General features: G+C 71.3%; 23 protein-coding genes. 12 read left to right on the forward strand and 11 right to left on the reverse strand.

The window, feature by feature from the left end:
- The first annotated feature begins 10 nt into the window (after positions 1-10).
- Positions 11-778 carry a class I SAM-dependent methyltransferase gene (locus G3I78_RS00810; protein WP_164420750.1) on the forward strand — a complete coding sequence of 256 codons (768 nt, stop codon included), beginning with the start codon at positions 11-13 and terminating at the stop codon, positions 776-778.
- A 12-nt stretch (positions 779-790) separates the two neighbouring features.
- Here G3I78_RS00810 and G3I78_RS00815 read toward each other — a convergent pair whose 3' ends face one another.
- On the reverse strand, positions 791-1,000 hold the full coding sequence (locus tag G3I78_RS00815; protein ID WP_164420751.1) for a hypothetical protein: 210 nt from the start codon (positions 998-1,000) through the stop codon (positions 791-793).
- 338 nt (positions 1,001-1,338) lie between these two features.
- Here G3I78_RS00815 and G3I78_RS00820 point away from each other — a divergent pair, with 338 nt between their 5' ends.
- The 3 genes from G3I78_RS00820 to G3I78_RS00830 are packed head-to-tail and all read left to right on the forward strand — an operon-like array spanning position 1,339 to position 3,670.
- Entirely contained in the window at positions 1,339-1,773 is a 435-nt protein-coding gene (locus tag G3I78_RS00820) for a helix-turn-helix domain-containing protein (protein WP_164420752.1), read from the forward strand.
- Between the two features lie 56 nt (positions 1,774-1,829).
- Entirely contained in the window at positions 1,830-2,450 is a 621-nt protein-coding gene (locus G3I78_RS00825; protein ID WP_203614047.1) for a ParH-like protein, read from the forward strand.
- A complete protein-coding gene (locus tag G3I78_RS00830; protein WP_164420753.1) occupies positions 2,438-3,670 on the forward strand; it encodes an MAB_1171c family putative transporter in 1,233 nt (410 codons plus the stop codon). Before G3I78_RS00825 ends, G3I78_RS00830 begins: the two co-directional genes overlap by 13 nt.
- Before the next feature lie 10 nt (positions 3,671-3,680).
- Here the strand turns inward: G3I78_RS00830 and G3I78_RS00835 are convergent, their stop codons facing one another.
- Positions 3,681-4,124, reverse strand: coding sequence for a hypothetical protein (locus G3I78_RS00835; protein WP_164420754.1), 444 nt, complete (start codon positions 4,122-4,124; stop codon positions 3,681-3,683).
- Positions 4,125-4,206: 82 nt separating this feature from the next.
- Positions 4,207-5,262: a hypothetical protein gene (locus G3I78_RS00840; RefSeq protein ID WP_164420755.1), complete on the reverse strand. Its 1,056-nt coding sequence runs from the start codon at positions 5,260-5,262 to the stop codon at positions 4,207-4,209.
- 161 nt (positions 5,263-5,423) lie between these two features.
- On the opposite strand from G3I78_RS00840, the gene G3I78_RS00845 reads away from it, so the two are divergent.
- The 4 genes from G3I78_RS00845 to G3I78_RS00860 all read left to right on the forward strand — a co-directional run bounded on the left by G3I78_RS00845 (position 5,424) and on the right by G3I78_RS00860 (position 8,276).
- The gene (locus tag G3I78_RS00845; protein WP_164420756.1) at positions 5,424-5,915 is read left to right on the forward strand and encodes a DUF2975 domain-containing protein; all 492 of its coding nucleotides are present in this window, start codon (positions 5,424-5,426) and stop codon (positions 5,913-5,915) included.
- On the forward strand, positions 5,915-6,136 hold the full coding sequence (locus G3I78_RS00850) for a helix-turn-helix transcriptional regulator (RefSeq protein ID WP_164420757.1): 222 nt from the start codon (positions 5,915-5,917) through the stop codon (positions 6,134-6,136). Before G3I78_RS00845 ends, G3I78_RS00850 begins: the two co-directional genes overlap by 1 nt.
- 95 nt (positions 6,137-6,231) lie before the next feature.
- Positions 6,232-7,116, forward strand: a complete 885-nt coding sequence (locus tag G3I78_RS00855) for a LysR substrate-binding domain-containing protein (protein ID WP_164420758.1) — start codon at positions 6,232-6,234, stop codon at positions 7,114-7,116.
- 98 nt (positions 7,117-7,214) lie between these two features.
- Positions 7,215-8,276, forward strand: a complete 1,062-nt coding sequence (locus tag G3I78_RS00860; RefSeq protein WP_164420759.1) for a tartrate dehydrogenase — start codon at positions 7,215-7,217, stop codon at positions 8,274-8,276.
- A gap of 83 nt (positions 8,277-8,359) precedes the next feature.
- On the opposite strand, the gene G3I78_RS52745 is transcribed toward G3I78_RS00860, so the two are convergent.
- From G3I78_RS52745 to G3I78_RS00895, 7 genes are all read right to left on the reverse strand, one after another.
- Complete coding sequence (locus tag G3I78_RS52745; RefSeq protein ID WP_164420760.1) at positions 8,360-11,116, reverse strand: LuxR family transcriptional regulator; 2,757 nt, start codon at positions 11,114-11,116, stop codon at positions 8,360-8,362.
- Positions 11,117-11,230: 114 nt separating this feature from the next.
- On the reverse strand, positions 11,231-11,689 hold the full coding sequence (locus tag G3I78_RS00870; protein WP_203614048.1) for an Lrp/AsnC family transcriptional regulator: 459 nt from the start codon (positions 11,687-11,689) through the stop codon (positions 11,231-11,233).
- A 145-nt stretch (positions 11,690-11,834) separates the two neighbouring features.
- Positions 11,835-12,452, reverse strand: a complete 618-nt coding sequence (locus G3I78_RS00875) for a TetR/AcrR family transcriptional regulator (protein ID WP_164420761.1) — start codon at positions 12,450-12,452, stop codon at positions 11,835-11,837.
- The gene (locus G3I78_RS00880; protein ID WP_164420762.1) at positions 12,449-12,781 is read right to left on the reverse strand and encodes a non-heme iron oxygenase ferredoxin subunit; all 333 of its coding nucleotides are present in this window, start codon (positions 12,779-12,781) and stop codon (positions 12,449-12,451) included. The genes G3I78_RS00875 and G3I78_RS00880 overlap by 4 nt, the downstream gene beginning before the upstream one ends.
- Positions 12,782-12,973: 192 nt before the next feature.
- A complete protein-coding gene (locus tag G3I78_RS00885; RefSeq protein WP_164420763.1) occupies positions 12,974-13,960 on the reverse strand; it encodes an ABC transporter permease subunit in 987 nt (328 codons plus the stop codon).
- Positions 13,957-14,886, reverse strand: coding sequence for an ABC transporter ATP-binding protein (locus tag G3I78_RS00890; RefSeq protein ID WP_164421319.1), 930 nt, complete (start codon positions 14,884-14,886; stop codon positions 13,957-13,959). The genes G3I78_RS00885 and G3I78_RS00890 overlap by 4 nt, the downstream gene beginning before the upstream one ends.
- A gap of 4 nt (positions 14,887-14,890) precedes the next feature.
- Positions 14,891-15,313, reverse strand: a complete 423-nt coding sequence (locus G3I78_RS00895; RefSeq protein ID WP_239157570.1) for a GntR family transcriptional regulator — start codon at positions 15,311-15,313, stop codon at positions 14,891-14,893.
- Between the two features lie 461 nt (positions 15,314-15,774).
- Between G3I78_RS00895 and G3I78_RS00900 the strand changes: the two genes are divergently transcribed.
- Genes G3I78_RS00900 through G3I78_RS00910 form a run of 3 tightly spaced genes read left to right on the forward strand, consistent with a single transcriptional unit; the run spans position 15,775 to position 17,688 of the window.
- The gene (locus G3I78_RS00900; RefSeq protein WP_164420765.1) at positions 15,775-16,275 is read left to right on the forward strand and encodes a TetR/AcrR family transcriptional regulator; all 501 of its coding nucleotides are present in this window, start codon (positions 15,775-15,777) and stop codon (positions 16,273-16,275) included.
- A 13-nt stretch (positions 16,276-16,288) separates the two neighbouring features.
- The gene (locus tag G3I78_RS00905) at positions 16,289-16,642 is read left to right on the forward strand and encodes a hypothetical protein (RefSeq protein ID WP_164420766.1); all 354 of its coding nucleotides are present in this window, start codon (positions 16,289-16,291) and stop codon (positions 16,640-16,642) included.
- Positions 16,643-16,653: 11 nt separating this feature from the next.
- Positions 16,654-17,688, forward strand: a complete 1,035-nt coding sequence (locus tag G3I78_RS00910; RefSeq protein WP_164420767.1) for an alpha/beta fold hydrolase — start codon at positions 16,654-16,656, stop codon at positions 17,686-17,688.
- Positions 17,689-17,966: 278 nt separating this feature from the next.
- Here G3I78_RS00910 and G3I78_RS00915 read toward each other — a convergent pair whose 3' ends face one another.
- Complete coding sequence (locus G3I78_RS00915) at positions 17,967-18,530, reverse strand: TetR/AcrR family transcriptional regulator (protein WP_164420768.1); 564 nt, start codon at positions 18,528-18,530, stop codon at positions 17,967-17,969.
- A gap of 107 nt (positions 18,531-18,637) precedes the next feature.
- Here G3I78_RS00915 and G3I78_RS00920 point away from each other — a divergent pair, with 107 nt between their 5' ends.
- Positions 18,638-19,561, forward strand: coding sequence for an NmrA family NAD(P)-binding protein (locus tag G3I78_RS00920; protein WP_164420769.1), 924 nt, complete (start codon positions 18,638-18,640; stop codon positions 19,559-19,561).
- Positions 19,562-19,808 lie beyond the last annotated feature (247 nt).

Genomic DNA, 19,808 nt, shown 5'->3' on the forward strand with positions numbered 1-19,808 from the left:
CAATGACTCCATGACTGCTACGGAGAGCGGGGCCGGCCATGTGGCGTTGAACCGGCGGTACTGGGACGAGCAGGCGTCGGCGTGGCACGGTCCGCTCGCCCGTGACCACTGGCGCCGGACCGAGCCGGGCTGGGGGCTGTGGAACACCCCGGAGTCGCGGGTGCGGGTGTTCCCCGACGACATCGCCGGAATGGACGCGGTCGAACTCGGCTGCGGGACCGCGTACGTGTGCGCACGGCTCGCCCGTGCCGGTGCCCGGCCGGTCGGGGTCGATCTCTCGCGCGAGCAGTTGGACACCGCGCGCTCGATGCAGCGGGAGTTCGGCATCGCCTTCCCGCTCGTGCTCGCCGACGCCGAGCGCCTGCCGCTGCGGGATGCGGCCTTCGACCTGGCCGTCAGCGAGTTCGGCGCCTCGCTCTGGTGCGATCCGTACCGGTGGATCCCGGAGGCCGCGCGGGTGCTCAGGCCGGGCGGGCACCTGGTGTTCGTGAGACGGTCGCCGCTGTTCGCGCTGTGCGCCCCGGGCGACGGCCGGGCCGGACCGGCCCTGCTGCGCGCGCAGTTCGGGATGGGCCGACACGGCGACGGGGAGAGGGCCGAGTTCACCGTGGCGCACGGTGAGATGCTGCGGCTGCTCCGGTCGTACGGCTTCGTCGTGGACGATCTGATCGAGATCCAGGCGCCCGAGTCCGCGCACCGCGACTACCCGGAGGTCGCCGCGGCCTGGGCGCGCAGCTGGCCCAGCGAGGAGATCTGGAAGGCCCGGCTGCGGCCCTGAACGCGCCCCCGGTCAGCAGGAGTTGCTGTACGTGCCGGTGCCGGGGTCGTAGTAGGTCTGGTTGGTGACGCCCTCGAAGGGGGCGTTGCTGTACTCCCCGGTGTACGGGTTGTAGTAGATGCAGACCGCCTTCTCCGCGGAGGCGGGCACTGCGGTCACGACGGTCAGGAACGCCGCGGCGGCGAACACCGCGCCTGCGGTCTGGACGAAACGACGGTTCATCGTCTGGTGGCTCCCTCAACGAGGCATGGTTCTTCGGCGGGTCGCGGGGCGGCCCGTGATATTCATCCTAGCTGATATCGGTAGCCCTGCATTCATTTCAGCTGTCGTGGGTGGTTACCCCCTGCTCTACCGCGTCGTACACGCGAATCCGGTGCTCGACGGCTGGGGTCCGGCGCTGACTCCGGGTAAGGACGACGGCTTCGGGGCGTCGGGGGATCCCGCCAGGCTGACCCGCTCCTCCTGAGACCGCCGGACCGTACCGGCGCGTAAGCTAGGGTGGACGGAAGTCCTGGGTTCGTTCCATCAAGGCTGATGCCGTACCGGAGGGGAGGCCGCACGTGAGTGCCGCCGAAGCGTCTTCGCCGACCACCCTCGCGGAGAAGATCGACGCGCTGTTCCGTATCGTACGGCGGCCCAACCGCGAGCAGTTCAGCCATGAGGAGGTCGCCCGGGCGTGCCGCGAGGCCACCGGGGAGAGCTTCTCCGCCACCTATATGTGGCAGTTGCGTACCGGGCGCCGGGACAACCCGACCAAACGGCACCTCGAAGCGCTCGCCCAGTTCTTCGACGTACCGGTCGCCTACTTCTTCGACGACGCCGAGGGCGCCGCCATCGCCAAGGAGCTGGAGCTGCTGGGCGCCCTGCGGGACGCGGGCGTCCGGAGCGTGGCGCTGCGTGCGGTGAACCTCTCTCCCGAGGGCGTGAGTACGATCAGCGACATGATCGACGTCCTCGCGAGGCGGGAAGGCACGGGCGGCGGCACCGGCGGCTGACCCGGCGCGGCGGTGGACGCGCGGCGACCACGGGGACACGGGGAGAGGGGCAGCGCGTGCGGAGCGACAAGCGCCTGTGGCAACGATGTCGGCGACTGGTGGACGACCTCGACCTGCCGACCCCCTTCGACACGGCCCGGTTCATCGACATGCTGGCGCGGACCCGGGGCCGGCCGATCGAGCTCGTGCCCGTCGCCGCCCGGCCCCACCTCCCGTGCGGACTGCTCGTCACCACCGACCACGCGGACCGCATCCTGTACCCCGCCGACACCACCCCCCTGCACCAGCAGCACATCCAACTCCACGAGATCGCCCACCTGTTGTGCGGTCACCACGAGACCTCGCCCGCCGCGTCCTCCGCGGCCCAGGTCCTGCTGCCGCATCTCCCGGCCTCGCTGGTCCAGCGGGTCCTGGGCCGCACCGTCTACACCGAGCCACAGGAGGAGGAGGCCGAGCTCGTGGCCTCCCTCGTCCTGAACCGCGCCGCGCAGCTCGACCGGGCCGACGCCGCCGCACCCGCGCCGGCCGCGCCGGAGGACGTACGACTGCGGTCCCTCTTCGGCTCGCCCGAGCGGCGGAACCCGGGCAGGACGGAAGCCCGGTCGAACCGGGGCGGGCCCGACGCCCGGCAGAACCAGGAAAGGCCCGACGCCCGGCGGAGTCCGTGGAGAACCTGACCGCGTGTCTCGCGGCCCTGGTCTTCCTGGGGTTCGCCGGACACCGGCTCGTGATCGCGCGCGGCGGGGGAGCGGACCCGGCTCAGCGTGACGTGGCCGGGTTCGCGCTCTGCGTGGGAGCGGCGATGCTCCTCAACGCCCCGGCCGTGCTGGACGCCATGGACCGGTTCGTCCCCTCGCCCGACACCGAGCTGCTCCTCACCTCCGAACTCAAGGCGGCCGCGGGCACCTTCCTCACGCTCGTCGCCCTCGCGCTCGATCCGCCGGGGACCAGACCGGTGCGGCTACGGCGCCGGCGGCGGATCGGCGCCGCCGCAGCCGTCCAGGCCGCCGCACTGGGCCTGTTCCTCGCCGCCGACGTCACCGACGACGGCGCGTGGGCCATGGCCGCGCCCGGCCGGGGCTGGGTCCTGGCCGCCTACAACGTGCTCTTCGCCGTCTACCTCGGCTGGTGTCTGTACACATTGGCGCGCGCCCTGCTCCGGCACGAACGACGGACCCCTCCCGGCCCCCTGCGCACCGGACTGCGCCTGGTCGCGCTGGCCACGGCGACCTCGGTGGTGTGGACGCTGTGGACCCTCGACGACGCCGCCGCCAACCTCGCCGACGGGGGCCAGGGCCTGGGCGAGGACCTGCTGTCCACGACGCTCGGCATGGTCACCGCCGTCCTCGTCGCCGCCGGTGCGACCGCCACCTTCTGGGGCGAGCACATCGCGGCTCCGGTACGACGGCTGCGGGCCCTGGGCGCCCACCGGGGCCTGGAACCCCTGTGGACGGCGATCCACGCCGAGCTGCCCGAGATCGCGCTGGACCCGGAGGCCGCACACCGCCGTCCCGGCCTGCGCCAGGCGGAGTTCGCGCGCTATCGCCGGGTGATCGAGATCCGGGACGGCATCCTGGCGCTACGGCCGTACCAGCAGGCGGAACCCCTCGACTGGGCCGTACGGGCACTGGACCGCACCGGCCTCCCGGCGGGCGACCGGGAGGCGGTCCTCGAAGCCGCGCGGATCGCCGCGGCGCTGGAGAACAAGCGGGCCGGACGGGCGTACGGCGACACACCCGGCCGCAGGACCGCGGAGCAGGCCGCGGCTCCCTCGGCGCGGCTGGAGACCGTCGACGACGAGGCCGCCTGGCTGGTGCGGGTCGCGCGGGAGTTCAGCCGGTCCGGCGTGGTGCGCGACATCCGGGACCGGGTGCGCGCCCAGGTCGCGGCGGACTGAACCGTGCCGGTCACATGCCGGCGAGGCGCTTGACCCCGGAGATCCTGCACGTGACGTTCGAGGAGACCTGGGCCGACCCGCCGGCCGTCTCCTTCGCCCGCTGGTTCGCCGACACGCTGTTCGCGATGGCGGCGCCCTCCGCCACCCTCGTCCCGCCGCCGTCGACGAACTCGACCTTGATGGTGTAAGTGGCCGTGTCGCTGCCGTGGTTGGTCACCGTGAGTTCGGCCTCGGGGATCTTCGTGGCGGTGTCGATCGCGCAGGAGTCGAGCGTCACGTCGGGCGAGACCTGCTTGGCCTTGGCGACGGTGGCCGTCGGGGGAAACGCGGTCGGGGTGCTCTTGTCGCCGCCGGTGAAGGCGGGACCGTCGCCGGACGAGCACGCGGTGAGGGCGGACAGGGCGGCCACGGCGAGCAGGGCCGCGGTGGACATCGTCCTCGTACGGATGCGCAACGGTTCTTCTCTTTCTCTGAGTCCGGGACTTCTGAGTGCGGGGATCTCTGGGTGCGGGACGTCCGAGTGCGGGGACGGAGTGCTACCTGGGCTTGGCCGAGAGCCTGGGGTCCGGTTTCGCGCCGGTCAGCACCGGGCCGAGGTCCCCGACCGCCCACTCGTCGAACAGCACGCGCGGCGAACCGGTGGGCCGCGCGGTCAGCCGTACGACGTGGGAGGCGCCGCCGACGACTTCGGCCCGCGGCCGGGTGAGGAGCTTGGACCAGGGCTCGCCGGCCCTGGCGGACATCGTCGACTTCACCCGCCCCGGCCAGCCCGACGCGAGCGCCTGTGCCGCGCCCTCGCTCTCCGTCGTGACGCAGGCGACCTCGGTGGCGTCGGCGTCGGACCCGGACGGCCGCAGGACACCGACGCCCAGCGGGGTGTCGGAGATGTTCACGTCGAAGCCGATCTGCGCGGCCTCGACCTGGCCGAGGCAGTCCGCGATCCCGCCGACCTCCTCGTTGTCGGACAGGGACCTGGCGCCCGAGAGCGTCTTGTCGATGTCGGCGGTCGCCCCCGCGTGGACGATCCGCTTCGACGAGACCCGTACGACGTTCAGGGCGGTGAGGATGCCGAGCTGCGCGAGCGGGTCCTTCTGGTCGATCTGGTGGTGGTCGCGGATGATCCAGCTGGTCTCGCCACCGGCGAGGGCGTGCTCCTTGTACCCGAGCTTCCGCAGCTTCGCGCCGATCTCCGTCGTGTTGAAGGAGCCGTACAGCACGCCGACCTGGTCGGGTGGGTAGCCGAGCGTGAGGGCGGTCCGGGCCGCGAACGGATCGATGCCGGTCAGCCCGGGGAGCAGGGCCGCGGCGTCGGCCAGCTTCTGTTCGCCGTATCCGAGCAGCGGGTCCCGTGGCGAGGCGGACCCGGCGCCGCTCCGGGCGCGGACCCCGGCCACGTCGCCGAACTCGATCCAGTCCTGCGTCAGATGGGTGTCCTTCACCTGGCTCAGCGCGGTGATCAACGGGGTGTGCGGTCGCTCGACGTGGTCGTCCCCGGCCGTGTCGCTGTTCCCGCAGCCGCTCATGACGACGACGGAGAGGAGCGCGCACGCTCCGCTCGCGCAGCGCGCCGCGCGGGATCGTCCTGCCTTCAAGAGTCTGCCCCCGACTGTGATGATGTGAGCTGAGATTCAAGAGACTACATCATCCATTCATTTCAGCTGACGGAGGTCGCTGTGTGACCGATGAACGACGGTCTTGCTTTGGCTATCGAGTTTCGATAGATTTCCATCGCAACTCGATGGAAGGATGAAGCGTGGGCAAGCTGACTGTGGGTGCCTTGCGTGCCGTGCTCGCGATGGTGCTCGTCGGCACCGTGTGCGTGCAGGTGCTGATGGTGTGGGTGCTGATCAGCGGGAACGATCCGGAGGACGGGTCGATGCCGCTGACCGCGCTGCGGGTCGTCACCGTCCTCGGGATGGGGGCGGTCCAGGTCGCCGCGGTCTGCGTGTGGCGGCTGGTGGCGATGGTCCGACGCGGGACCGTGTTCTCCCCGGCCGCCTTCCGGTACGTGGACGGCGTGATCGGGGCGATCGTCGCGGTCGCGGTGCTGTGGTTCGTGGTCACCGCCGTCAACGCGCCGGGGCAGCGCGACGATCCGGGGGTCACCGTCATCATGGCCGGCATCGGCGTGGCGATCCTGGGGGTCGCGCTCATCGTGCTCGTGCTGCGGATGCTCCTCGCCCAGGCCGTCGCCCGTGATGTCGAAGCGACGCAGATGCAGGCCGAGTTGGACGAGGTGATCTGATGCCGATCGCCGTCGACATCGACGTGATGCTGGCCAAGCGGAAGATGTCCGTGGGCGAACTCGCGGACCGCGTGGGCATCACCCCGGCCAACCTGGCGGTGCTCAAGAACGGCCGCGCCAAGGCGGTACGTTTCGCGACCCTCGCCGCGCTGTGCGAGGTGCTGGAGTGCCAGCCCGGGGATCTGCTGCGGTGGGAGGCGGAGGACGCGGTGGTCGGGTGACGTGTCCCCGGGTCCCTGCTCTGCCTCCCGGTCGCTCGCCCGGGCCGCGCCACCGCCTCGCGGCACTCTCCCTCGCGCTCGGTGAGAATCCAGGCATGGACATCCGGCAGCTGAGGTACTTCCTCGCGATCGTGGACCACGGCGGCTTCAACCGGGCGGCCACGGCCCTGTACGTCTCACAGCCGGCGCTGTCGCAGACGGTCCGGTCACTGGAACGGGACCTGGGTACCGAGCTGTTCCACCGGATCGGCAAGCGAGTCGTCCTCACCGAGGCGGGGACGGCGCTGATCGAACCCGCCCGCGCGGCCGTACGCGGCGTGGAGACCGCGCGGGCGAGCGTCGACGCCGTACGGGACCTGCGCAGCGGCCGGCTCGACATCGCGGCGATGCCGTCCCCGGCCGTCGAACCGCTGACCTCCATGGTCCGCGACTTCACCGGCCGCCATCCCGGGGTGCGGGTGTGCGTCCGCGCCGCCTTCACCCCGCGGGACGTCGTCGACATGGTGCGCACGGGCGCCGGTGAGCTGGGGCTGCTGACCACGCCCGGTCCGCTGCCGGAGAAGGAGGTCGTGTCCTACCCCGTCGGCGTGCAGGGGCTCGCGCTGCTGACCCCGCCCGACGGGCCGTTCCCGGCGGGCCGGGCGGTGACCGGCGCGGAGCTGGCCGGGCACCGGCTGATCATCGTGCAGCGGGGCACCGCTGCCCGGGCCTACGTCGACGAACTCCGAGAACAGGGCGTGGAGTTCACCGTCGCCGCCGAGACCGAGCACCGGGTGTCGGTGCTGCCGCTCGTCCTGGCGGCCGTCGGCCTCGCGGTGGTCACCGACTCCTGGCGCGAGACGGCGGAACGGACCGGGGCGCGGGTCCTCGACCTGGACCCGAACCCCGTGCTGCGCATCGGGCTGATCAGCCGCAAGGGCCAACTGTCGCCCGCGGCCCGGGCGTTCCTGGACAGCGCGCTGGAAGGGGCGTGCGTGTAGCGCCTCATGTGGCCCGAGGGCCTTATAGGGGCGGCTTATCAACGAGATCGGGATCATGTCTTGGACGCGAACCCCGCCCCGCTGCTGCAATCGGCCCCATGACGAACCGGAACCACCGCATCGCCCTCATCCCCGGTGACGGCATCGGCGCCGAGGTCCTCCCGCCCGCCCGGCGGGTCCTGGACGCGGTCGGCCGCCGCCACGGGATCGACTTCTCCTACACCTCGTACGACTGGTCCTGCGAACGCTATCTGCGCGAGGGCGCGATGATGCCCGAGGACGGACTGGACCGTCTGCGCGAGGCGGACGCGATCCTGCTGGGCGCCGTCGGCTACCCCGGTGTCCCCGACCACGTCTCCCTGTGGGGGCTGCTGATCCCCATCCGCCGGACCTTCCGCCAGTACGTCAACCTGCGGCCGATCCGCGTCTTCGAGGGCGTCCCCAGCCCCCTGCGCGCGGCCGTCGCGGGCGAGGTCGATCTGGTCGTCGTCCGGGAGAACGTCGAGGGCGAGTACAGCGAGATCGGCGGCCGGCTGAACCGGGGGACACCCGAGGAACTCGCCGTCCAGGAAGCCGTGTTCACCCGGGCCGGGGTCACCAGGATCGTCGACTACGCCTTCTCGCTCGCCGCCCGCCGCCGGGGCAGGCTGACCTCCGCCACCAAGTCCAACGGCATCATCCACACCATGCCGTTCTGGGACGAGCTGGTCGCCGAACGGGCCCTCCGGCAGCCCGAGGTCGACTGGGACCAGGAGCACATCGACGCGCTGGCCGCCAAGTTCGTCCTCGACCCCGCGCGCTTCGACGTGGTCGTCGCCTCCAACCTCTTCGGCGACATCCTCAGCGACCTCGCGGCCGCCGTGGCCGGCTCCATCGGCATCGCCCCCTCCGCGAGCCTCAACCCCGAGCGGACCCACCCCTCGATGTTCGAGCCGGTGCACGGTTCCGCCCCCGACATCGCGGGCCAGGGCCTGGCCAACCCGCTGGGCGCGATCGGCTCGGCGGCGCTGATGCTGGACCACCTCGGCCACCCCGAGGCGGCCCGGGACGTCGACGCCGCCATCGCCGCCGTGCTGGCCGGGTCGGACGTCCGCACCCGTGACCTGGGCGGTACGGCGACGACCGAGGAGTTCACGGAGAAGCTGCTCGCGCTCCTCTGAGGGCCGTCACGGGCGAAGGGCCGGCCTTGGCCGGTGCTGCTCCGCGCCGACCGCTCAGCCCGCCGATCAGCCTGCGGTGCCGATCAGCCTGCTGTGCGCAGGAGTTCGGAGAGGGTGAGGCGCGAGGTCACGTCGAGCTTGCGGTAGATGCGGGAGAGGTGGGTCTCGACCGTGCGGGGGCTGAGGAAGAGGCGCTCGGCGATCTGCCGGGTGCGCAGGCCGGTCGCCGCCAGTTCGGCGATCTCCCGTTCGCGGTCGCTGAGCAGTCCGAGAGGGTGTGGGGTCCCGTCGCCCTCGGGCAGTTCGGCCCGCAGCCGGGCGGCCTGCTCCAGGACAAGCCCTGCCGTGGCGGCGCGCGCGACCGCCTCGGCCGTGTCGAGACGGCGGAGGGCGGTGGCCGGTCCATGGGCCTCGTGGAAGGAACGGGCACCGCTCGTGAGGGTCCAGGCGTACTCCACCGGCATGTCGGCGGACCGGAAGGCCTCGGCGGCGAGGTCGAAGTGCTTGGCGGCGTCGGGGTGTTGGCCGTCGGCCTGGTGAAGTCGGGCGCGGGCGCACCGTACGTACGCCTCCTGGACCGGCAGTCCGAGCCGTCCCGCCTCGGTCTCCGCGATCCGGACCAGCCGTCCCGCCTCCTCGCGGTCGCCGCACTCCAGGGTGGCCGTGGCGAGCAGCGCGAGCAGGAAGGGGCGGGAGAACGGCCGTACCCGCGGCAGCCGTTCGCCGCCCCCGCTGGTCAGCAGGGTCCGTCGGCACCCGGCGGCGTCACCGGCGAGCAGCCGGGCGTGGGCCAGCAGCCCGGTCGCCGAGGCAGCCCACCAACCGTGACTGGTGGCGGTGGTGCCGGCCACCTCCTCGACGAGCGCGACGGCCTCCTCGGCGTACGACGTTCCCCGCGCCCACACCAGAGTCGTCGCGCTGATCGCCTGCGCGAGGGCGATCGCGGGCTCGGCGCCCAAGCTGCGGGCCAGGGCCTCGGCCTCCCGCGCATGCTTCCGGGAGTCCTCCAGACGGCCGGTCCATTGCTCGGCCATCGCGAGTCCGAGCAACCGGTGCAGCAGGATGGGCCGTTGGGGTCCGGCGTCGACGGTCTCGATACCCCGGCTCAGATGGCGGGCCGCGTCCGTGAAGCGCTCCAGATAGAGCTCCGCGCTGCCGAGCAGGGCGAGGGTCTCCGGGGTCCGCCCGGCCAGCGGGTCCGGCAGGGCGTCGACCAACTGGGCGCAGCGGACCGCCTCGTCCACCGCCTCTTGGAGATCTCCCGCGTGCGTGGCGCACAGGAGGTCGAGCACCCGCAGCACCGTGCGGTCCGTGGCGTCGATCGCGTCCGCGTCGGCCGGGGCGCGCAGGGTCTTCCGGAGCAGGTCCTGTGCCTGGTCGTGGGTACCGCGCAGGACATGGGTCAGCCCGAACTCGATGATCAGCTCGACCGCTTCACGCGACAACGGATCGGGCAGCAGACCCAGGGCGGCCCCCGTGATGGCCGCCGCCTCGGTGTAGCGGCCGAGTTGGCGTTCGGCGTTGGCGCAGACGGCGTGGGCCTGGAGCAACTGGCTCTGGGGCAGGGGAGGTTGTGGGGTGCCGAGGAGCTGGTGTGCGCGGGTGCGGGCTTCGCGTAGCTGTCCGGAGGCGATGAGGGCTCGGCAGTAGGCGAGTTGGAGGTGGGTGCGGGTGGTGGGGTCGGTTGCGGGGAGGGCCTTAAGGGCGGTGCGCAGCCAGTGGGCGGCGGTGGTGGGGTCGTGGGCCGTGGTTTCCGTGGCGGCTTCGGCGAGGGTGTGGGCGGCGAGGGTGGCGTCGGTGCCGAGGAGGTGGGTGGCGTGGCGGGCGCGTTGGTGGGGGGTGCGGGTGGTGAGGTCGAGGGCGTCGCGGTGGGCGCGCAGTCGGAAGGCGAGGCTGGTGCGTTCGTGGGTGATGTGGCCGATGAGGGGGTGGTGGAAGGTGAGTCCGCCGTTCCAGTCGGCGGGGTGGACGAGGTGGGCTGTTTCGAGTTCGGTGAGGGCGTCGAGCGTGGTGTCGAGGTCGAGGGTGGTGAGGTGGGCGATGTCCTGTGGGCGGAAGGGGTTGCCGAGGACGGCTGCGGCGGAGGCGGTGCGGGTGGCGGGTGTGGTGAGGGCGTCGAGTTCGGCGATCAGGGGTTTGGCTTCGCGCAGGAGGGCGGGGGTGTCGGGGCCGGGGCGTTCGGGCCAGTGCTCGGGCTGCCAGCCGGCGGCGGCGAGCAGGCGGAGGTAGCGGGGGTTGCCCTGGGCGGCCGTGCACAGCAGGGCGGGGTCTGCTGTAGCGGGCAGCTGCCATTGCGTGAGCAGGGCGGTGACCGTGTCCGGGGTGAGGGGTCCGGGTTCGATCCGGGTCACGGTCCCCGCCCGTACCCCGTCCTCCAGTGCTTCGCGCAGTCCGGGCGGGCTCTGCGCGGGCCGGTGGACCAGGACGAGCAGCAGCGGCTCGGGCACGACCGCGCGCAGCAGTCGTACGAGAAGAGCCGTCGTGTCGGGGTCGCTCCAGTGCAGGTCGTCGAGGATCAGGACGCACCCGGCGGCCCACTCGCCGGGATGCTCGACCGCTCCGCCCGGGGCGGGGCGTCGGTGCCACGCGTCCCTGAACACCTGCAACGCGGTGGTGTTCCCGCGTACGGCGTGTGCCCGCACGAGGGGCAGCCCCCGCGCGGCGGCGATCTCGGCGAGCGCGGTGGCCAGCCGGGTCTTCCCGATGCCGGGTTCCCCGCTGATCTCGACCACCGCGCCCCGGCCGCCCACCAGGGCTTGGACGGCTCGTGCGAGTGTGGCGAGTTCGGGTTCCCGGCCTACCGGGCGCTCTCCGGCAGCCGGTATCGGCACGTCGGTCATGAGCGCCGTTCTCCCTCTCCCAGGGCCATGTCACAGCAACCATACAGAAGCAGGACAGGAGGCTCGACTTTCGTTATGGAAGCAAAGCGCGTGCTCAGGTAGTGATTCCAAAAGTCAGGGGATGTCCCAGTCGAACCGGTGGACGTGGATGCCGAAGTAGGGGAAGGACTCCACGGCGCGTACCCCGGGGATGGCGCGGACCCTGTCGTTGATGATCTCGGACAGCTCGTCCATGCTCCGGCAGACGACCTCCGCGAAGAGGTCGTGGGCGCCCGCCGTGGCCACGAGGTAGATCACGCTGTCGATGCGCTCCAGGGTGTCGATGATGTCCCGGAGGCCATGGTCCACCTTGATGCCGAGCAGGGCCATGACGGGCAGTCCCAGTTTCAGCGGGTCCGTGATCGCGGCGAACTCCAGCAGTCCGCTCTCCGTCAGGCGCTGCACCCGTGCCCGTACGGCCGGTGCGGTCAGCCCCACCTCGCGGCCCAGGTCGGCGTACGACGTGCGGGCGTCCTGCTGGAGCCGGCGGATCAGTACCTTGTCGACCGCGTCCAGCTCGATACGGGCCGTCATACGAACCTCACTCCTCGCCCCGGGTGTCCGGACGTGACCGTAGCAACCGGATCATCGCCGGGCCGTAGGCGCGGCGGTCACGGAGGGGAGCGGAGACGGTCATGGGCGCTGTTCCGGCGTCCGATCGCCGGGGCCCCGAACTCGTCTACGACCGGACCGGACCGGGCCCCGGCGCCCCCACCACCCGCCGCACCAGCTCCCTCCACGTGGCCTGGAGCCGTGCGGTCGGGACCCGGAGTTCGTCACGCAGGTGGTCCACGGTCTCGAAGTTGGTGAAGACGAGCAGGGCGTGGGCGAGCATGTCGGTGTCGCCCTCGACCCCCGCCTCCCGCAGCAGAGCGGCGACATGCCGGTGGAAGGCGCGGCCGACGTCCGAGCCGTGCCGCCGTTTGCAGGGGACCTCGCGGGCCAGCGCGGCACCCAGGTCCGCCTCGTCGGCGATGCGGCCGATCAGGGCACAGCCGAACGCGGTCAGCCGTTCCCGGGCCGGTGCGCCCGGTCCGAGCGGCGGGGGACCGCAGGTGTACGCGTCGTGGAAGTCGCCCTCGGCGTCGTGGAGGAGGGCCAGCAGAAGTCCGTCGCGGTCGCCGAAGCACCGGAACAGGGTGGCCTTTCCGACCCCGGCCGCCCGCGCGATCTCGTGTGTCGTCACGTGCTCGGCTCCCCGGTCGGCCACCAGTTCAGCGGCGGCCGCCAGGAGCCGGGCACGGTTGCGGGCGGCGTCGGCCCGCTCCCCGGCAGGGTCGCCCGGGCCCGGGTTCACCGCCGGCTCCGGGGCACGCCATGGACGTACACGCGACCGTCCTCGATCTGCACCGGGTACACGGGGACGGGCCGGGTCGCGGGCGGGTCGAGGGGAGCCCCGGTGCGCAGGTCGAAGCGGGAGCCGTGCAGCCAGCACTCGACGGTGCAGCCCGCCACCTCGCCCTCGGAGAGCGAGACGGCGCTGTGCGAGCACACGTCGTGGATCGCGAACACCTGCTTCTCGGCCAGGACGAGCGTGACGGGCACCCCCTCCGCCTCGAACCGCCGTGGCACGCCCTCCTCCAGCACCTCGGACCGGCACAGGTACGTGTAGCCCTCGCTCGGCATCGCTCTCCTCGCGTGATCGTGACCGTCCGCCCACGCTAGCGACGCGCCCCGCGCCGAACACCGGCCCCGAGCCCGAACCGGACTCGGCCCATCGACCTAGGGCCTGTGTGGTGTTGGTGGTGCGAGCCCACCACACGGTGACCTCTCGATACGCCCGAGTTGTCCGGGCTCCCGCACAGACCGGGGCGGGTCTCAGGTGAGGCGCTTACGGCCCCAGAGGAAGAGGAACACCGTGACGGCGGCCGTCAGGGCCAGCAGGATCGACGCGCCGAACCACTGGATGCCGTTCATCTGGGAGACCGGCAGGTAGTCGACCGACCAGCCGACGACATCGGCCTTCTTCATGCACAGGTCATGCGCCTGTTCCGTCTGCACTTCATTGCAGGTGCTCCAGCCGAGGAGCTTCCCGTCGCCGGTGATGTAGGGAGGGTTCGACCAGTTCACCTGGTGCGCGCCTGGGGGCAGCGTCGGCATCACGTGCTGGAACGAGACGCCCTTGTTCGTCGTGATCGTGGCGACGTCGGCGAGCGACAGCAGGAAGTGGGCCAGGAAGTGCGACCAGACAATCTGGACGACGACGGTGAAACCGAGGGTGACCGCCATGGCCGCCAGCGTGCGGCGCAGCATCACGCCGATCGCCACCCCGCCGAAGACGGAGAGGAGGGCGAGGGCGACGGGCACGGGTCCCGTGTTGTTGAAGACGGGTCCGGAGGTCCACGCCGAGCCCGTGGACTCGTCGTAGAGGTTCCACCACCACCCGAACCCGACCGACAGTGCGACCGTGCTCACCACGACCACCAGCGCGGTCAGGGCCAGTTTCGTGGTCAGCCAGCGGGTCCGGCTCACGGACTGGGTGACGACCAGCTTGGCGGTGCCGTTCTCCAGGTCGCCGGCGAACAGCGGGGCACCGAGGAAGACACCGAGCAGGACCGGCATCAGCCGGAGTCCCGTGGACGTGGCGTCGTACCCGGCGGTATGCAGCTGGGAGCGCTGGAAGACGATGAACGCCACGGCGAGCGCGGAGGCGCCGAGGACGGTCCGGAACGCGGCCCGGTGCTGGTGCCAGACCAGCCAGGTCATGCCCTTGAAGGGCTGGGGGAGTCGGGGGAGTCGGCCGGTGCCCGTGGTGCCCGGGGCCGTGGACCTGGTCGTCGTCGAGGTGCTGGCGAGAGAGCTCATGCTGCCACCGTCCGGGTGTTGTACGCCTGGTCGTGGACCTGGGCGGTGGGGGTGATCAGAGAGGGTGCGTCGGGTGAGCGGAGATAGGCGAGCAGGAGTTCTTCCATGCTCGGGCTGTCCGTCTCCCAGGGGCCGGTGGCCGGGCTGTCGGGGCGGATCAGGGCGGTGAACTGCCGTCCGCTGATCCGGGACTCGACGAGGGGGTGGTGCGCGAGGGAGGCGGGCAGGCCCTCGCCTTCCTTGGTGCCGGTGACCATGGTGTGTACGGACAGCAGCTCGTCCACGTCGCCGGCGAGGCGTACTCCGCCGTCGGCGAGGACGACGAGGTAGTCGCACACGTTCTCCAGTTCGGCCAGGACGTGGGTGGACATCAGGACGGTGGTGCCGTGCTCGGCGGCCTCGGCGAGGAGGGTGCCCATCAGTTCCTGGCGCGCGACCGGGTCGAGGTCCGACATCGGCTCGTCGAGCAGCAGCAGGTCGGGGTGCTTGCCGAGGGCGAGGGCGAGGGCGACGCGGGTGCGCTGGCCGCCGGAGAGGCTGCCGACCTTCGCGTCGAAGGGCACATTGCCCGCGCGGACGATGCCCTCGGCGGCGCGCTGGTCCCAGCCGGGGTTCAGTTCCTGCCCCATCCGCAGGGTCTCGGCCACGGTGAACCGGCGGAACAGGGGCTTCTCCTGGGCGAGGAACGAGGTGCGCCCCGGGTCCACCGAGCCCGGTGCCGCGCCGAACACGCTGAGCCTGCCCTCCGTCGGCTCCAGGACGTGGGCCATGATGCTCAGCAGCGTGGTCTTGCCCGCCCCGTTGGGGCCGACCAGCCCGCAGATCCGTCCCGCCGGGAGCCGGAAGGAACAGTCCTTCAGCACCCACCCCCGCCGGTAGCGCATCCCCAGGCCGTGCGCCTCAAGCGCCGGTTCCCCCGCGTACATGCCGTCACTCACCAGTGCTCCTAGTTGTCGTGGCCGCCGTCTCCGTACCGGCGGCGTACTGCTTCGCCATGGCCGAGGCGACCAACGCGGCCACGTCCTCCTGCTCCAGACCCGCCTCGGCCGCCCGGGACACCCACGCCACCAGCTCCCCGTACAGCGGTGAGTCGGTGCTCGCCGAGGGGCGGGCCAGTGTGCGGCGTACGAACGTGCCCTGGCCGGGGCGCGGTTCGACCAGGCCCTCACGCTCCAGCTCGCGGTACGCCTTGAGGGTGGTGTTCGGGTTGACCGCGCTGACCTCGGCGACGTCCTTGGCGGTCGGCAGCCGGTCGCCCGGCACCAGTACGCCGAGCCGCAGGGCCTGCTTGGTCTGCTGCACGATCTGCTGGAAGGCGGGGACTCCGCTCCGCCTGTTGATACGGAACTCCATGATCGCCACCACCATTTCACTACTCGATTAGTGGAATGATGATGGAGGGGTGCGCGGATGGTTGTCAACAGTGATCGGAGGGGCTTTGTGGACAGGGTTTCGGCCGCCGAGCGCGGCCCTCCGTCACGTCGGCGTCCACTTCGACGCCGTATGCGTCGCGGGGATGCGTGCGTTGACCTGGCCGTTGAAGCAGGAGTCGGCGCCGACGCCCGAAGTGCCGTTCGTGGAGGCGGGGTTGGTGCAGGATCGCTGCGTGAAGCGGCGGGTTTGAGGGGCATCCGCCCCGGCGGATCTCCTTCTCGCTGCCGAGCGGGCCGAACTTGTCGAAGGTGGACGCCCAGTCTGGGAAACGGTCCAGTACCTCCTCGGTCCGGTCCAGAAGAGCGGGCCTTGAAGGGGATCGGCGATTAAGGAACGATTGTTCTTGACTGGTCGTTCCTTAACTGCCTACTGTGGTGGTCATGGGCAGGCCAAGAGCATTCGACGAGGACGAAGCGGTGCGTGCCGCTGTGGACCTGTTCGGTGGACGTGCGTATGACGGTGTGTCCGTCGACGATCTCGTCAGCCACCTCGGCGTGCACCGCAACAGCCTGTACAAGACGTTCGGCAGCAAGCGCGGCCTCTACCTGATCGCTCTGCGCCGCCATCTCACCGACGACGTCCGCCCTTTGCTCGACGCCCTCGCCGGCGCGTCGGATGCCGCGGCGGCGCTGCGGCTCGTCACGTCGGCCGACCTCCGCCTGCTGCTGCTCGCGGCGATCGAACGCGCACCGGCCGACGCGGAGGTCGCCTCCGAGGTGAAGGCCGCGTTGGCCGCCCTCGACCAGGCGATCGCCGACGCCCTCGGCGTTCCCGCCGACCTGGCCGCCGCCCTCACCGCCGCCGCGCTGGGCATCCTCCTGCGCGGCAACCCCGACAACGCCACCACCGCGCTGGCCCGACACCTCGACCCACTCCCCTGAAACGGAGACCGACATGGCACTGATACGTATCGACGGCGACGACCTCGTCGTCGTGATCGAGGGTCTCGACAAGCTCTGGTCCTTCAAGGGCAGCCTGACCATCCCGCTGGCCAACGTCCGTGGCGCGACCGCCGACCCCGGTATCGCCTCCGACCCCAAGGGAATCCGCGCGCCGGGCTCCCACGTACCCCGTGTGATCACCGCCGGCACCTTCCACCAGGACGGCGAAAAGGTCTTCTGGGACGTCAGGGATCCGTCGAAGGCGGTCGTGGTCGAACTCGCCGACGAGACGTACTCACGCCTCGTCCTCCAAGTCGACGACCCCCGCGCGACTGTCGCCCTGGTCGAGAACGCCCTTTCCCGATAGGAGACAGGCCGATGTTTCGCCACTTGGCAGCGGCTTTGATGGCACTGGCCGCCGTCACCGTCACCGTCACCCCGGCCGAGGCGACGCCCGGTCTCGTCCCTGCCGCCGACCGCGAGGTCGTCTTCACGGCCGACGGTACGGTCGTGTACGGCACCCTGCACGTTCCCGAGCATCGTGCCGGGCAACGGCTGCGGGCGGCACTGCTGCTGCCCGGCAGCGGACCCACCGACCGCGACGGCAACCAACCGCCCGGGTCCGCACCGGGCACGCTGGCACAGTTGGCCGACGCGCTCGACGGGGACGGAATCGCCACGCTGCGGTTCGACAAGTACGGCACCGGCCGCACCGGACTCGGCGCCTACCGGGACCACCCGGAAGAACTCGACTACCCGGCTTTCGTCCGCCAGGCACGCGCCGCCTACGAGTCGTTGCGCGACCAGCCGGAGACAGACCCGCACGAACTGCTGCTCGTCGGACACAGCGAGGGCGCGATGACGGCACTGCTGCTGGGCGGCACCGTCCGCCCGCGCCCGGCTGCCCTGGCGCTCCTGCAACCCCAGGCGATCCGCATGCTGGACCTGGTCGCGCTCCAACTCAAGGCCCAGATCGCCGAAGCGACCCGGCAGGGCCAGTTCACCCCGGAGCAGCAACGCACCGTCAACGCGGCCGTCGACGCGGCCGTCACCTCCCTGCGCGAACACCGACCGGTCGACACCACCGACCTGCCCGCCGCGATCGCCCGGCTCTTCGAGGCGTTCCAGGGCCCCAACGCCCGGTTCGTGCTGAGCGATGACGCCGTCTACCCGCCGGACACCGCCGCCGCACTCCGGCCGGGAACCAAGGTGCTGCTGACGTGCGGCACGAACGACGCCCAGGTCCCCTGCGTCACGACGAACGCCCTGACGACCGCCCTGCGTCACGCGCATGCCGGTGGACCGGGCCGAGTGACGCTGCCGGGAGTGGACCATCTGCTGCACGACGCCGACCACCCGGACACCCTCGCGCCGCCTGCACTCGACGCCCTGCGCCGGTTCGCTCGACACTGACGCCGACGACGGGACGACCGCAGGGGCCTCAACGGCCGTACCGCTCCGGCAGGTCGGCCTCCATCAAATCCCGTTGCCCACCTGACGGCTTCCGCACCGGACGACCCGATCGAGGCGAAGCCGACAACGGTCCGATCACCTCGCGCGTCTCCTCAGTCCCTCCACTACGACGAACCGCGAGCGGCCCAGCGACCAACTGACAGTGCGGACACGTTCCAGCGCACGGCCGGGAACCGGGTTCAGGAGAACAGAGCCGCTCGTTCGACAAGCCCTGGAGGTCAGGTTCCGGTGGGGCTGAAGCCGTCGATGGACAGCTGGAAGACGCGCTCCGCCTGAACGGCCGGGTCGGTGTGGTTCTCAGTGGCCAGGGCGATTCCGACGACCAGCGTGAGCAGATCGTGGATGGTGGTGTCCGCCCTGACCGCCTGGTCTTCGATGGCCCTGCGCAGCAGGGGGACACCGGCTGCCTCGATAGCTGCCGCGCAGGAGTCCGGGGCGGCCTCGTCCTGGAGGGGCTCGTAGGAGAGAGCGTCGGCCAGGCCACGTGCGGCGAGCGAGTAGGCGAGCAGTTCTCGCAGCCATTTCAGCAGGGCGATGCGGCTGTCGTCCTCGCCGCTGAGCGTATGAGCGAGGTCGCACAGGGCCTGGACGCGCTGTTGGAAAACGGCTTCGAGCAGGGCCTTGCGGGTAGGGAAGTGGCGCCGCACGGTGGCTGATCCGACGCCTGCGATGCGGGCGATCTGCTCAAGAGACGCCTGGGCTCCTTGGGCTGCCACTTCGGCCTTGGCCACGGTGAGGATGTGGGCGCGATTGCGGCGGGCATCGGAGCGCTGGCCGGTCATTGTCTCCCTCGACGTTGATAACTGGCGGGCCTCGCCATATTTTAGCGAAACAAGAAACGGCGGGCCCCGCCGTTTCCGTTGTGCCTGATCGCTGAGGAGATGCACCCATGACTACGGCCGCGACACCGATCCTCGTCACCGGGGCCACCGGCCGCCAAGGCGGCGCCACCGCCCGCGCCCTGCTCTCGCGGGGAACACCGGTGCGTGCACTGGTACGCGACCCGCACACACCGCGGGCAAAGGCGATCGAGGAACTCGGCGCCCACCTGATCGTGGGAGATCTGACCGACCCGGCGACGCTTGAAGCGGCTGTGGACGGCGTGCGGGCCGTCTTCTCCGTGCAGATGCCCGCATACACCGAGCAGGGTGTCGACTTCGATGGCGAGGTCAGCCAGGCGGACAACCTGATGACGGCCGCCAGGGCCGCCGGGGTGGAGCAGTTCGTCCAGTCCTCGACCAGCGGGGTGGGGCAGCACACCCAGGCTCCGGGCTGGGCCGAAGGGCGCTGGGCGACGATGGAAGCCCCACTGGGCACCAAGGCGGCCATCCAGGACCGGCTGCGCGAACTGGACTTCTCCCGCTGGACGTTGATCAAACCGGCGTTCTTCATGGAGAACTTCGAGCCGTCCATGCGGTTCTGCTTCCCCCGCGGAGTCGAAGGGGGGCTGGTCACCGTCATCAAGCCGAGCACGCACCTCGCCCTCGTAGCGGCGCAAGACGTGGGCCGTGCCGCCGCGGCCGCCCTGTCCGCGTCCGACAAGTACCACTGCGTGGAACTGGAACTCGCGAGCGACTACCTGACCATGACGCAGATCGCCGGCATCCTCTCCCGTGCGCTGGCGGTCCCGCTGTCGGCGCCGGACATGACCGAGGACCAGGCCCTCGCGGCCGGCATGCCGGACATGGGCGCCACCCACGAGTTCTTGAACGTGGTCGGCCAGCCGGCCCGCCCGCAGTTCGCCCGCGCGCTGGGCATCGACCTGACCAGTTTTGAACAGTGGACGCGGGACCACCTGCGGTCCACCGCCTGAACGTGCCGCGCCCTGTCGGGCACGGCGCAGTGGCAGGCACTCCAGCAGCACCGAAGTTCCGGGCAAGGGCAGCTCCTTCAGGTCACGCGGGTCCACCAGCGCGGCGTACATCTCCTCGTCAACCGCCTCCAGTGGCCACAGGCCGCACGACCGCAACCCGAACGTGCTCTACGCACAGCCCTGATGGGGCTCCCCGAAACCGAACATCCCCAGCCCCTGCTCGGGGTGCCCTCAGACCTGCTCGTCG

Source organism: Streptomyces sp. SID13726 (genome assembly GCF_010548375.1).
GTDB lineage: Bacteria > Actinomycetota > Actinomycetes > Streptomycetales > Streptomycetaceae > Streptomyces.

Coding starts and splice junctions, on each gene's coding strand:
- G3I78_RS00810 (WP_164420750.1), top strand. CDS start 11: ATGACTGCTACGGAGAGCGGGGCCGGCCATGTGGCGTTGAACCGGCGG.
- G3I78_RS00815 (WP_164420751.1), bottom strand. CDS start 1,000: ATGAACCGTCGTTTCGTCCAGACCGCAGGCGCGGTGTTCGCCGCCGCG.
- G3I78_RS00850 (WP_164420757.1), top strand. CDS start 5,915: ATGCCGATCGCCGTCGACATCGACGTGATGCTGGCCAAGCGGAAGATG.
- G3I78_RS00855 (WP_164420758.1), top strand. CDS start 6,232: ATGGACATCCGGCAGCTGAGGTACTTCCTCGCGATCGTGGACCACGGC.
- G3I78_RS00860 (WP_164420759.1), top strand. CDS start 7,215: ATGACGAACCGGAACCACCGCATCGCCCTCATCCCCGGTGACGGCATC.
- G3I78_RS52745 (WP_164420760.1), bottom strand. CDS start 11,116: ATGACCGACGTGCCGATACCGGCTGCCGGAGAGCGCCCGGTAGGCCGG.
- G3I78_RS00870 (WP_203614048.1), bottom strand. CDS start 11,689: ATGACGGCCCGTATCGAGCTGGACGCGGTCGACAAGGTACTGATCCGC.
- G3I78_RS00880 (WP_164420762.1), bottom strand. CDS start 12,781: ATGCCGAGCGAGGGCTACACGTACCTGTGCCGGTCCGAGGTGCTGGAG.
- G3I78_RS00885 (WP_164420763.1), bottom strand. CDS start 13,960: ATGAGCTCTCTCGCCAGCACCTCGACGACGACCAGGTCCACGGCCCCG.
- G3I78_RS00890 (WP_164421319.1), bottom strand. CDS start 14,886: ATGTACGCGGGGGAACCGGCGCTTGAGGCGCACGGCCTGGGGATGCGC.
- G3I78_RS00895 (WP_239157570.1), bottom strand. CDS start 15,313: ATGGAGTTCCGTATCAACAGGCGGAGCGGAGTCCCCGCCTTCCAGCAG.
- G3I78_RS00900 (WP_164420765.1), top strand. CDS start 15,775: ATGGGCAGGCCAAGAGCATTCGACGAGGACGAAGCGGTGCGTGCCGCT.
- G3I78_RS00905 (WP_164420766.1), top strand. CDS start 16,289: ATGGCACTGATACGTATCGACGGCGACGACCTCGTCGTCGTGATCGAG.
- G3I78_RS00910 (WP_164420767.1), top strand. CDS start 16,654: ATGTTTCGCCACTTGGCAGCGGCTTTGATGGCACTGGCCGCCGTCACC.
- G3I78_RS00915 (WP_164420768.1), bottom strand. CDS start 18,530: ATGACCGGCCAGCGCTCCGATGCCCGCCGCAATCGCGCCCACATCCTC.
- G3I78_RS00920 (WP_164420769.1), top strand. CDS start 18,638: ATGACTACGGCCGCGACACCGATCCTCGTCACCGGGGCCACCGGCCGC.